The following is a 12,387-nucleotide window of genomic DNA, read 5'->3' as shown; positions in this document are numbered from 1 at the left end:
AAAAGAAATTCGTAATCACCTCACTGAAGGATGACAGGTCTTCCAAATAAAGCTGGATAATAAATTAACATCGCACCTACAAAGGAACACACTAAACAAAAAATAGCCTCGTATTTTATGACTAGTGAAGAGTTCTTATCAAGCTTTTTTTCCTCTCTTTTCAATATTAATTTAAATAACGCTGTATATAATACATACCCAATAATCGCCCCGAGGGTATTCGTAAATAAATCATCAACATCTGTAATTCTATTATTTAACAATTGATTTAACTCAATTGCTAATGAAAAAAAGAATCCCGCGCATACGGTGTTTTTTATTTTTCTAAATTGCGGCCAAATGGTCGGTAATAAAAAACCTAAAGGCATAAACAGTAAAATATTCAAAAGATACGTAGTACTACCTGCCGTATCAAATAGAGTCAAGTTGATTTGATTTACACGAATCCACGTTTCATATCTACTTATATCCCATACAGTCGCAATCTGCGTCACCTTATACACTAGCGAAAGGTAGAATAGAAAAACATATACCCATAAAAAATGTCGAATAGATATATTGTTTTTCGCTTTAAAATAAAATCCAATTTGAAATAAAATACAAAACATAATTGTAAAAAAATAAGTATACAAATAACTCATTAAAACTCCTGTATGCATGTGGAATCCCCTAACTTTACATTTTCATCTATTATTTAGAACATAGTTTAAGAATCGGTACTTTGTTCATATATTTAATCTTCTACTTTGTCTTCGAATATAGGGAATATATTAAAAATAAAAAATCCCCACTTCTTCATTTTCAGTCTCCTCCTTGATGTAACTTGTTTATAGGATAGGAAAAACTTTTAAAATAAAAAGTGGGGTAAATATAAAATTTTTCTTAAATTTTATGTTGGGTTTTATTATTACTCTCGTTAGGAATCCGCTATTCGTTGTTAGATAGCAACATGCTTACACCTATAAAAACATTGAACTACTGAAAAATTCTGCCCTCAATATGACAGCAGATTCACATCAAAAATGTAAATCCTCATTCCCCTCGTATTTTCCTTTATTCAGTCTTTTTCTTATGAATAATTCTGCAACAATTAAATTGGGTACCCACGCTAACCAAGCAATAACCGCGTAACTAAGTTCAAACCGCTCTATTCCAAATAGAACGATAAACAACGGTAGCCAAATTCTTAATGTAACTGCCGCAAAGGTTAAAGAGTAATTTCTGATCATCCAATTTCGATGGTCTTTCATTTTTTTATTCTTAACTCTATGTAACGCTTGATATGCTGATGTTAGCCAAAATACGGATAACAAACCGAAACCTAGCTTCGCTACCAATCCCCCTGTAGCATAAAAGGATAGGTATAGTCCAGAAATGCCTCCTAATAATATACCAACCATATAGATTCTCCCAGCTATTCGATGACGGTTGATATTCCTTTCTCTAAATTTAGTGGATAATGTAAACGGACCAATTACTAATGCTACTATACTCGTTGTAATATGTATAAATAGCATCATATACCAAAACTCACTTAATTTAGATCCATACATAAGTTTCGCTTTTACAAGTCCTGTTTGAAATCCATTCATAATAAAATATTGGACAACAATATAACTAGATACTAAAAGAGCAAAACAAGTAAATACATACCAAATTTTCCTGTTCAAATTTCACTGCCTCCCTATTACATTCATGGAATTTAAATTATACATTACTGTTCATTATTGGTAAATATAGAAAATAATTCTATATAAATGGAGTACCCCCGAAAAAGGGACATTTAATAGATTAAGATTTCCGAAAATAATGAATATATATGTTATATTGTTAGACGTACTAAAAAAGATAAACAGTACTGAAATGGGGGTTTTTCTAATGGATATGTTGCAACAAGTAATAGATAAATTTAAAATGAGCAAACTTTTTATATAATAAAAACCCTCAAGTATATCGTTCTATACTTGAGGGTTTACTCATCTATCTCTTCTCATCCCTCATACTGTAATACCCCAAATTAATAATAATCAAGAAATACCCACCCATAATTCCAGCTGCAAATGTCCACATGTACTCACGGTGTTCAATTTCATACATAATAATTGCGCCAAGTATTGCGGCTGCAAATCGATTCATCATGCCAAGCATCGGTGCCTTTTCTTTTTTTACAATGCTGTCTCCGAACTTTTCAATACGCCTTCCTAAAATCCAGGCGCAGTACATACTTACTAAAAGGCCAATGCCCATCCCTACAAACTGGGCTCGAAAAGGTGTCACAAGCCATCCTAATAACATCACGCCTAGCAAACAATACATTTGTATGTTGAATGATCTTAATGCCATACGAATCATGTTATGCTCCTTTATCTTTCTCATTAGTCCCATCTTTCGGACTTCAAGCTTTCAGATATATCTTTTTTAAAATGAGGGAATTTGATTTTGCTTACCATTAAATAAGCGAGTACGCATGTGCCAAACGCCACGGAAACTGGATTATTCAGGAGGCATAAAATAAGAAGACAAATTGCTGCGAATGGAATGGGCATGCCGATAAATGTCGGGAGTTTGCTTTGCTGCGTGTTAAATCTCGCAAGCCGAAGCATTCCGCACACACTATATGCAAGCGCACATATCATCCCGATAAATTGCAAATCTTTTAAAGCGACACTATAGGCAAGAATAGACGGCGCCACACCAAAGGTAACTAAATCCGCAAATGAGTCTAACTCTCCGCCAATTTCCGAAACAGAATCAAGTTTCCGAGCAACCATGCCATCAAACAGATCAAATACCATACCTGTAATAATGAACATAACTGCACCATACATATCGTGAACGAAAACAGCGTGAATAGCGAGAAGTCCACATACAAAGTTTGCTATCGTAATCATATTTGGTATGTGACTCATCACATGCTTCCCCTCCTTTTTACTCATTACAATTAAGATCCTTCTGTTTTTCTTCCAATATCACTTTATTTATTTTCTTTAGCGTATCCGTCATTTGTTCTAAAGCACCGATATCGATTTTTGAAAAATACTTCTCAATTAATACATCATCTAACTCAGACAACTGCTCCATATACTTACTACCGTTTGGACCAAGTGTAAGGAAATACTCCCTTTTATTATTAGGATTTACTTGCTTTGAAATCATCTTCTGCTTTTCCAATTTCGATAAAACTTGGCTCACAGCACTTTTCGATATATTAAAAGTAGTCGCGATGTGATTTGCTGTCGTGTTTTCATTTAAATGAATATGAAATAACATACTCTCTTGCTGTCCTGTAAGACCGTACTCATCTTTCAACTCCTGAAATAGTAAAATGTAGAATTCATTATAGGCTCGGTTCATTTCATTAATTATTTCTTTATATGTTCTCGTCATAGCACTCTTCCTCCATGCTGTTATTTTGTTTCGTCCAATAGTTAAGTTCACTTAACTTAACTATATTATACCGTTATGTTTGTGTAAAGGGAAATCTAGCTCTATACATTCCTATAACACGGAATAAAATATGCCCTTTGCTTTTCCACTGCTTTTAATAGATCAAATTCCGGATTATACATCTATCATTCCGAATAAATAAACGTAATAATTACAAAAATCCCATATAGACCCATTACTGGTTAAAATGTTATAATGAAATCATCCTACATAGTTACTCATATTCCGATTGAGGAACTAGCGTCTTATTAAGCAATGCGCATAACTCAAATAAAAAAGACACTTTTTAAAGTGTCTTTTTTATTTATATTCTATTCCAATAAACTCTCTCTTTTACAAACAAAATCTATTACGTGACAAAGGAGACGATCAAATGGAACATCCTGTTGCAAGAGAATTACGTAACATACGTATATGCCTTATCATCTTAATTATCGTCATCGCATTTTGGGACCGTGAGAAACCTGTAGAAATCACTGACCATAGTAGCGATCCTATGTTAAACACTAGTAATATGACCCAAGTTGGCGATCATACATTTGCATACAAAGACGAATCTAATCAAATTAAAATATTTAAGTTTGATCCAGATACAAATGAAATAAAACTAATAAAAGAGTTTTATGCTAACGAATATTGATTATATACAATAAATAATTCAAATTGATAAAAGGCACTTTAGGGTGTCTTTTCTTTATGGAGTAGGATTATGAAAAGACAGATTTACAATTCTAAGCGACTCGTTGGTAATACTCCATCACCATCAAGCTAATATTTTCATATCCCCCTAAATTAAAACTTTCTTTCTCTAAAGATAGTTATTCTGAGAAGCCGGGCATTTTTTCTTAAGTTGATGGACATGTATGGTGACCCCTATTAGACGATAGTAAATTAACAATTTCGGGGTTCAGTTCAACTTTATTCAAAATAAGATTTTTTTGCAGTAAAATCAATGTTGGTGGAACTTTTTTAATCAAACTTTTTTAAAAATTAACATAAATACTTGCAATATTTAAATTAGTACTATATAGTTCTAGTTATGACAAAGGTAAAATTAATGAATCAAAAACGTGTGATTGAAGTAGCTGCAACATTATTTTTAGAAAAAGGGTTTGCTTATACAAGTATGGATGAATTAGTACGTGTAAGCAAAGTTTCAAAGTCTAATGTGTATTATCACTTTTCTAATAAGGAACAATTATTAGAAGGAGTCGTTGATTATTGGATTGAAATGTATCAATCTGCAATTGATGACGTACTTTCTCAGAACCAATTTTTGGTTGAAGATCGTATCCAACTGTTTTTAAAGCAATTATCACAAGGAGTTCAGTCGAGAGAGTATAAGGGGGGCTGTCCATTTATTACTCTTTATATTCAAAGTCCTACACAGGCCACGCAAATAAAAGAAAAAATAGGTCTTTTTTTTACAGGATTACAAGAGAAAGTTTCTCTATTACTTAAACAAGGGGTAGAGAATGGAGAATTCAGAAATACGATTAATATTGATGAGGTTGCATCACTTTTTATTACAAATCTTGAAGGAGCGTTATTTATTTCAGAAACATTGAAAGATGCAACTGTAATCACGAAAACAGCAGATCATTTTTTTAAATTGCTTCGATAAAAGAAGCTTTTTTTTTACATCAAATTAGTACTAAACAGTACTATAAGGGGGATTTTATATGAGAACAGTATTTTTAACTGGTGGAACAGGCTTTATTGGAAAGCAATTAGTGAAAGAATTAGCCAAAGAGGATGTTAAAATTCTTCTTTTAGTAAGGTCGAAAAGCAAAGCAATACGCATTTTTCAAGAAAGAGGCAGCTTAAAAAAGGCATTCATGCACTTTATTGAAGGTGATTTGACGAAAATAGATTTAGGTCTAAGCGCTGAAGATAAGGAGCGGGTATTGAAAACGGATGTGATTATTCACGCAGGAGGCCCCATGGATATTCAAGCAACAAGTAAAGAGGCAGCTTCCGTATTTTTAAATGGCGCCAAACATATTAATGAATTAGCTAAAAGTATTCATCAATTGAAGGGCTTGCAACAATTTATTCATGTTGTAGGTTATATGAGTCCCTTTGATGATACAAATAGTAAGATTGCAATTGATGTGTTTCAAGAAGGAAACAATTATTTGAAAATAAAAAATCCATATGAGAGAACAAAATTTTTAGCAGATCTTTATATCCGTCAGCAGGCATCAGCAGTAGGTTATCCGCTTTCTGTAATTAATCCGCCAACTGTGGTCGGTAGTAGTAAAACAGGGAGTACAGAGCAGATAGCAGGATTAGGTTTGCTGGTGATGAGTATGCGAAGAGGGCTCATGCCAGTGATTCCTGGAGGTAAGGGATATAGGTTACCACTTATTTCAAACGATGAGCTTGCGAAGTTTATTGTACAGGTTTTCAGATTGGAGCAACCGACTATTCAAACATATACACTTGTTGAAGACAAACAGCACGATCAAAACATTGCTGAATTATTAAGTATTATGTCGGAAAGTATGAATATGAGGGCACCAAAAATCTCTGTTCCAATGCCATTTATGAAAGCAATTATGAATAGTGGAGGAAGTAAAATAACAAAAATTCCTTCTGATGGACTGACTTTTATTACAAAACAAAAATTTTCAAATGTTTCAGCGAAAAAAATTATGGGAGGAGATTGGTTTAAGAAGACGAGTGTAATGAAATTTTTCCCTGCCGTAGTAGCTGATCTGGATTATCGAATGATGTATCAAAATGGCCGGCATAATCATTTATTTAAACGAACATTATGCGATAACACTACCTTTTACCAATTACAAGGAAAGGGTAAACCGTTTATTTTATTACATGGTTTATTGAGTGATGGAGAGGATTTATTTCCTTTAGCACAAGAGCTTCATGAAAAAACTGGTCAACCTGTATGGATCTTGGATCTTCCAGGTTTGGGACGTTCTCCTTTTAAACGAGAGAAAAATCTTCTAGATATCTATTTGAATGTAGTGAAAAGGTTATTGGAGAAAGCTACTAATGGTGCACATCTAATTGGACATTCATTCGGTGCGTTTATTCTTCTGGAAGCATTGGTACAAGAGTACATAGATAAGAAGTATTCAATCACTTTACTTCAGCCACCTGTTGCTAAAAAAAATGCTAAATCGCTAAATGTTCCTCAATTTATGAACAAATGGACATTAAAATTAGCAACTACTAATTTGATAGGGCGTTATTTATTAAGTAATGGTTTGTTTGAAAGTATGGAGAGCATCCCTGAGCATTATATTGAAAAAATAAGTAACAGTTTTACTTCTCCTAGAATTTTAAATACTACGGTTCAGCTTAACAGTTTACTACTGAAAAACGATCAAGGTGATTTCAATGAAGTAACAAAGTATAATCTTCACATTATTTGGGGGGATTATGACAGAGCCTATTCTGCTCCATCGCATCTTGGTAAGGTTGATTTTGTTCCATATGGCCATCATTTTCCTCTTAGCCATCCGAGTGAAACGGCAACATTAGTAATAAAAAATAGTAATACTAGCAGATGAGAGTGTGGGATAAATAAAAGTGTGTAGTAAGATCGTTGTGTCTTTGAAATAAAATCGTACTGTTTTTGGGCCCCACCCTATGCCCATCAACTTCAAGATTTTATAACACCCCAAAACGAAAAAATGAGATTTTTATTACAAGTAAGCACAATTTTTCGTTCTAGGGGTAAAATAATATTCGGATGGGAGTCCAATACATATTATTAAAATTAAGATGGTTCAATTCGGAGGAAGGCGCCTTAAGGTGTCTTTTCTCTTTAAATTAAAAAGTTTGAGAAATGGAGTCTTTAGTCATAATTACGACTAAAGGCTTTTTTCTATATAAAAATTAAAACATAGTAAAAACGGAATACTTACTCAAATTGTTTTTCGTTTTACAAATTATATCCAAAATGTTGGATAGCTTCTTTTACTACTCATATTATTAATGAATAGAGCAATAACTACAATAACAAGAGAACCAACTAAAACTGGTGTTACTAAATAACTCCAACTGTATGCCCCTAAAATAACGACAATTGGATCAGCCCCTGCCGGAGGATGCGTTGTTCTTGTTAGCATCATAATAGCAATCGACATCCCAACTGCTAAAGCAATTGTCCAATATTCATTCCCAAACAAATGATATATTGATAGACCAATAAAAGTTGAAATTAAATGTCCTCCAATAATATTACGCGGCTGTGATAACGGTGCATTCCAAACTCCAAACGCTAATACACAACTCGCCCCAAATGGAGCCATTAACAATTCTGTAGAAGTTATACTCGTTAAATATGTTAAGGTGAGAATTGTTAAAAACCCTCCTAATAGTCCCGTCAAAGAGTCCTTTATGTTCACTTGTAACGGACTTCTTCCTTTCCCTTTCATTTTTGCAAAATATCGTACACTTATTGGTGGAGCCTCTTTCTGCTTAGCTGCTGTTATATTATCCATCGTTCTCCTCCTTTATTTACCAACAATTATATTTCAAACAAACTAACCGGTCAATATTAATTTTAGGGGTTAGTTTTAAAATACATAAAAAAAGATCAACTGCTATAAGTTGATCCCCTAAACTTCTTCACATTTTCGATCCTGGAATTTTGCTACCTTTTTTCGGTTCCCACATATTTTCATAGAACACCATTTTCGTTTCCCACTTTTATCTATAAATAATAAAACACAGTCGGGATTTGAACACCTTTTAAGGAAAATAAGTTTATTTTCTGCTACTAAGGTTAAAGCATCAAATGCAATTATCGATACGAGTACATCCTCAATTTCTCCAACTGGGATAGGTACTAGACTCTGTTCAATTACTTTATATGTAAATGGTGCCTTCTCAACTTGTTTTTCCAAATACGTAATAAAATCATTAGAAATTTCGTGCTGATCAGCAATTGTCTCAAACTGTTTTCTCAGTACTTCTCTTGCCTCTAATATGCTAGATGTAACTTGATCCATTCGTTCTTGAATTCCTATAAGTGTTTTTTCATTCCAAAAAGGCAGATTAACCTTTATTACATGTAGCCATTCTAATACATCTTCATCTGTTATTAATAAATCATAACGTTGTCCACGCCTAACTAGCTCTGTATTCACTAAATCTAATGAGAGATTTCCAGATATAAGCGGGAATTGTTTTGTTTCCTGCATGTACTCATCACCTACTCTTTAAATAATCATATTCCAAATTAATACAGAAGTACAACTTTTTTATAAAATACACAGTATGAAGATCAAAGCCTTTAGCCATAATTACGACTAAAGGCTTTTTTCTATATAACTAAAAAGGAGCTGACTGTATGGAACATAATAAAAATGGAATGCTTGCTTTAATCGTTTTATTTGTAGGACTCGCATTTTTTGTCTTCGGTATGGTTTATCATTTGTGGGGAACGGTTTAAAACGAAGATGAATCGCATCATTAGAAACGTTCTCAAAAAAACCTCTCCCCTCAATAATATGATTGAGGGGAGAGGTTTTTTTGAATAACCCTACCATTTTTAACCTTTTAACACATAATTTTCAAGAGCTAAAACATAAATTCACTAGTTCGTATATACTTCACACTACTCCCTTATTTTTCATCTATTACTATTCAAAAATAATTATCATAACAATATATAGATTCCGAAAATTTATTATGTTATTATTTTTCTATTAAGGGAGGATTAAACATGTTACTAAATGAAATAAAAGTTCCGCCTGAAGAACTTGAAAGAATTTCAAAAAATTTTCACCATGCAGGCATAGAAGCAAAAATGAAACATGAAAATCTCAAAAAAGATATTGATATGCTATATAACTGTTGGTATGGTTTATCATCGCAAAACTTTTTTATATCTTTCAATCTTTCAAAAGGCATACTTGATACATACGTAGACAAGCTAGAATATATTGAAAAAAAACTTGCGCAAATTGCCGAAAAATTTAGGGATACAGATGAAAGTTATATATTTGAAGAGAGTTCTAATCTATTAAAAACTAGTAAAGATTATATAGAAAGTGGACTGTATGGGGACACCTTAACATATGAAGTAACTGGAGAAATCCCGAAAAATTTTGATTCAATCCCCTCTAAAATCCTAGCAGGTGAACAAATTGGTGGTGAAGCTAAAGGGGCTGTAGTAGATGCTGGATATAAATTTTCGGAGGAAAGTACACTTCATGAACAATTGGTAAGTGGCGAAGCTAAATTAGCTATGGAACAGGGGAAATTTGAAGCATCTGCCGATGCATCCCTCATTGATTTTTCATATGATGGCGAACAAGGGCGTGTAAGTACAGAATTTTTACATGGTGAAGCCAAAGCAGAATTAGGTGCTGGCGGAGGAGAACTAGCAGCAAAAATAGATGGAGCTAAAGTAGAAGGTGAATTCAAAATACCTATATGGGGGAATTGGGAAATCACTGTTGGTGGAGATGCCTCTTACGGTAGTTTAGGTATCGCAGCTGGAGGAAAAGTAAGTAATTCTGGCGGAGAAGCACACGGAAGCCTGGGAGTAGGTCCTTTTGGATTAGGACTTAAGTTAGGCGTAAATAAACACAATTAATGTAAAAAAGGGGTACTTTCATGATTTCATTTGAAACTATAAAAAAAATTTTTATCGGTTTTGGAACATTAATTTGTATAATCAATATTATTTCTATTTCATTTTTATCCGATTTAGATATTGGTTCGAAAATTAAAAATATAGCTTTTGTATTAATTTTATTCCTTATCATTTGGTTTATCCTTTATAAAGTAATTGCATTTATTTATAAAAAATATGAAATTCGTAAAAAATACTAAGGGAGATATATCATGGAGAATACAAAAGAATTCCTTCCAATTGGCACTGTTATTACAATTTATGGACTAGAACAAAAAGTTATGATTTATGGAAGAAAACAACAACAATCTAACGAAAAAAAAATTTGGGATTATGTTGGTTGTCTTTATCCTTATGGTAACCTTTCAAAAGATTATAATGTTTTTTTCGATCATATACAAATTGAAGAAATTTTATTTACTGGATACGAAAATGAAGAAGAACTTTCCTTACGAAAAGAACTCATATGAATTTTTAAAGAGGATGCAAAGATGCATCCTCTTTAATTTATCTTCCGTCCGAAAAATGTAAAAACAAAAACATCTTTTGTCCATTTTCCTTTCCCATACATATAAAATACGAATCCACTAATACTAGTTAGTATAATAAGCACAGCGAAATATATCCAATTTTTGTTATTACCAGTCTTTAAGCTATCTATAATTTGCTCCTTCGTATTTCCTATATGAACAAATTTCCCGTACCTACTAGGTAATTCTTTTATTACTTTTCCATCTACTGTTCCAAGTACAACTACATTTTCTTTATTTTCTACTGCTCTAAATGAATAAAAGCGTTTTTTTCCATCTGCTAACTTTGTAGCATTCGCCTGAATATCATTTATTCTTGTTGAAATTACATTCTGATCATTTAATTCCATAAAGGGAGTTTCCAAAGACACATTTTCTTTATTTATTAATTTTAATTCTTTATTTCCGATATGTATTGGTTCATTATAAAAAGCTGTTACTTGGCCGTTACTCCATAACGAACGATTTGGTGCAGAAGTCTGTGTATAGTATGTCGTTTTTTTCTTTTGAATTCGATTCACTACCGCATATCCATCAGCAAGTAGCGTTTCATCTCCTGTTACACGTTCAGAATATATCTCTCCCCTTACAAAATATATACCATTTGCAGCCTCTTTTTCACTTGAAATCATCTGTATATCACCGAGTTCATTCCAGACTAAAAAACTATTTAAACTCCTATATCCATAAAACAAACATGCCATTAATAAAATGGTAAACATTGCCCCTATTTTAAATGTTGCCTTTTTATTCATTACTTGTTATTCCCCCATATATTACGAATGCTTTCATCTTAATTATAAGGATGATAATTTTTTCAGCAAGTAATATAGCCAATGAACCGATAAGTTTTGTTTCAACACTAGACAACTTTTGATAACCTACTGTCTGTATTGTCCTGAATATACGTTTCCGATTCTTTATTCAATAGTTTTCTTTTCATAAGAAATCCTTTACATGTAATATGTAAAGAGAAATAAAAGATAACTAAAATATATACAAAAAATCCTATAATTAATATATATGCATTATTTCATAAAAAATCTTTATTATTACATGCTATACTAAAAAAGGAGTCGACAATCGTTATTTTCTTCTTATTTTTAAAGCAATATGGATATACCTTCTTAACATCATTTGGATTGTACAAGTAAAAGAAGACATCTTAATTGATGTCTTCTTTTCTTATAGTTTTATGAATTTTTTTGAGCAGCTGCTCTCCAAGCACGAAAAGATGTTGGGCGTCCAGAATGAGCTCTTTGCTTTGCAGCAGCAACAGCTGGTTTTTCTTCAATAATCATTGGTTTTTCTTTAATAACCTTTGGTTTTTCTTCCACAATCGCTGATTTTTCTTCAAGAGTATTCACAGCTGTTTGTATTTTTTCCAACTGCTCTTTTAAAGCTTGCTGTTCAATCTTTAAATCCGTAAGTAATCGTAAAATCATTTCAGAATTGGCCATAAAGATCCTCCTTCCCCCAATACACAGAATAAAATACAATATGTCATCAGCCGAATAGCGGTGACAAAAATAATGTCGTCAACTCTTATAAAATTCCAAACACCTTTATTTTTCAAAAGGACCTGCTCAAGATTATCTGTAAAAACATAAAGTGAATTAAATCCATTAATTAATGGTCTTTATGGAAGGAGGAGTTAATATGGGCTATGGCGGTACTTGTGGTGGAGGCTGCGGTTTCGGCGGCGGTTTCGCTTTACTTGTTGTACTCTTTATCTTATTAATCATCGTTGGCGCTAGCTGTTGGGGCGGCGGATTCGGCTGCTAAAGGAAGGCA

At 32.8% G+C, this 12,387-nt stretch carries 16 protein-coding genes; 7 read left to right on the top strand and 9 right to left on the bottom strand.

The window, feature by feature from the left end; all coding sequences use genetic code 11:
• Positions 1-20: 20 nt before the first annotated feature.
• From AC0L0O_RS28570 to AC0L0O_RS28550, 5 genes are all read right to left on the bottom strand, one after another.
• Positions 21-659 carry a VanZ family protein gene (locus tag AC0L0O_RS28570; RefSeq protein ID WP_000556860.1) on the bottom strand — a complete coding sequence of 213 codons (639 nt, stop codon included), beginning with the start codon at positions 657-659 and terminating at the stop codon, positions 21-23.
• 357 nt (positions 660-1,016) lie between these two features.
• Positions 1,017-1,670 carry a DUF2306 domain-containing protein gene (locus AC0L0O_RS28565; RefSeq protein WP_086421052.1) on the bottom strand — a complete coding sequence of 218 codons (654 nt, stop codon included), beginning with the start codon at positions 1,668-1,670 and terminating at the stop codon, positions 1,017-1,019.
• Positions 1,671-1,980: 310 nt separating this feature from the next.
• Positions 1,981-2,352 carry an ATP synthase subunit I gene (locus AC0L0O_RS28560; protein ID WP_000620603.1) on the bottom strand — a complete coding sequence of 124 codons (372 nt, stop codon included), beginning with the start codon at positions 2,350-2,352 and terminating at the stop codon, positions 1,981-1,983.
• A gap of 23 nt (positions 2,353-2,375) precedes the next feature.
• On the bottom strand, positions 2,376-2,909 hold the full coding sequence (pssA, locus tag AC0L0O_RS28555) for a CDP-diacylglycerol--serine O-phosphatidyltransferase (protein WP_042988717.1): 534 nt from the start codon (positions 2,907-2,909) through the stop codon (positions 2,376-2,378).
• Between the two features lie 19 nt (positions 2,910-2,928).
• Complete coding sequence (locus tag AC0L0O_RS28550; RefSeq protein WP_000198929.1) at positions 2,929-3,387, bottom strand: MarR family winged helix-turn-helix transcriptional regulator; 459 nt, start codon at positions 3,385-3,387, stop codon at positions 2,929-2,931.
• A 433-nt stretch (positions 3,388-3,820) separates the two neighbouring features.
• On the opposite strand from AC0L0O_RS28550, the gene AC0L0O_RS28545 reads away from it, so the two are divergent.
• The 3 genes from AC0L0O_RS28545 to AC0L0O_RS28535 all read left to right on the top strand — a co-directional run bounded on the left by AC0L0O_RS28545 (position 3,821) and on the right by AC0L0O_RS28535 (position 6,986).
• Positions 3,821-4,087: a YmzC family protein gene (locus AC0L0O_RS28545; protein ID WP_000400978.1), complete on the top strand. Its 267-nt coding sequence runs from the start codon at positions 3,821-3,823 to the stop codon at positions 4,085-4,087.
• Between the two features lie 417 nt (positions 4,088-4,504).
• Entirely contained in the window at positions 4,505-5,071 is a 567-nt protein-coding gene (locus AC0L0O_RS28540) for a TetR/AcrR family transcriptional regulator (RefSeq protein ID WP_001072297.1), read from the top strand.
• A 58-nt stretch (positions 5,072-5,129) separates the two neighbouring features.
• Complete coding sequence (locus tag AC0L0O_RS28535; protein WP_001261134.1) at positions 5,130-6,986, top strand: alpha/beta fold hydrolase; 1,857 nt, start codon at positions 5,130-5,132, stop codon at positions 6,984-6,986.
• Positions 6,987-7,367: 381 nt separating this feature from the next.
• On the opposite strand, the gene AC0L0O_RS28530 is transcribed toward AC0L0O_RS28535, so the two are convergent.
• On the bottom strand, positions 7,368-7,922 hold the full coding sequence (locus tag AC0L0O_RS28530; protein ID WP_000368835.1) for an HPP family protein: 555 nt from the start codon (positions 7,920-7,922) through the stop codon (positions 7,368-7,370).
• Positions 7,923-8,039: 117 nt separating this feature from the next.
• The gene (locus tag AC0L0O_RS28525) at positions 8,040-8,624 is read right to left on the bottom strand and encodes a CGNR zinc finger domain-containing protein (RefSeq protein WP_001158432.1); all 585 of its coding nucleotides are present in this window, start codon (positions 8,622-8,624) and stop codon (positions 8,040-8,042) included.
• A 524-nt stretch (positions 8,625-9,148) separates the two neighbouring features.
• Between AC0L0O_RS28525 and AC0L0O_RS28520 the strand changes: the two genes are divergently transcribed.
• Genes AC0L0O_RS28520 through AC0L0O_RS28510 form a run of 3 tightly spaced genes read left to right on the top strand, consistent with a single transcriptional unit; the run spans position 9,149 to position 10,533 of the window.
• Complete coding sequence (locus tag AC0L0O_RS28520; RefSeq protein ID WP_000925809.1) at positions 9,149-10,024, top strand: WXG100 family type VII secretion target; 876 nt, start codon at positions 9,149-9,151, stop codon at positions 10,022-10,024.
• Positions 10,025-10,044: 20 nt separating this feature from the next.
• Positions 10,045-10,263, top strand: a complete 219-nt coding sequence (locus AC0L0O_RS28515; RefSeq protein WP_000622725.1) for a hypothetical protein — start codon at positions 10,045-10,047, stop codon at positions 10,261-10,263.
• Between the two features lie 12 nt (positions 10,264-10,275).
• Positions 10,276-10,533 (top strand): DUF4176 domain-containing protein, encoded by a 258-nt coding sequence (locus AC0L0O_RS28510; RefSeq protein WP_000432147.1) that lies wholly within the window; start codon positions 10,276-10,278, stop codon positions 10,531-10,533.
• A gap of 32 nt (positions 10,534-10,565) precedes the next feature.
• Here AC0L0O_RS28510 and AC0L0O_RS28505 read toward each other — a convergent pair whose 3' ends face one another.
• Entirely contained in the window at positions 10,566-11,348 is a 783-nt protein-coding gene (locus AC0L0O_RS28505) for a hypothetical protein (protein WP_001034150.1), read from the bottom strand.
• 438 nt (positions 11,349-11,786) lie between these two features.
• Positions 11,787-12,053: a hypothetical protein gene (locus tag AC0L0O_RS28500; RefSeq protein ID WP_000013666.1), complete on the bottom strand. Its 267-nt coding sequence runs from the start codon at positions 12,051-12,053 to the stop codon at positions 11,787-11,789.
• 199 nt (positions 12,054-12,252) lie between these two features.
• Here AC0L0O_RS28500 and AC0L0O_RS28495 point away from each other — a divergent pair, with 199 nt between their 5' ends.
• Positions 12,253-12,378 (top strand): YjcZ family sporulation protein, encoded by a 126-nt coding sequence (locus AC0L0O_RS28495; protein WP_000540385.1) that lies wholly within the window; start codon positions 12,253-12,255, stop codon positions 12,376-12,378.
• Positions 12,379-12,387: the final 9 nt, after the last annotated feature.

It is taken from the genome of Bacillus sp. GS3m_15504 (assembly GCF_055825275.1).
The sequence above is the reverse complement of the archived record's forward strand: the minus strand, read 5'-3'. Positions and strand labels throughout refer to the sequence as shown.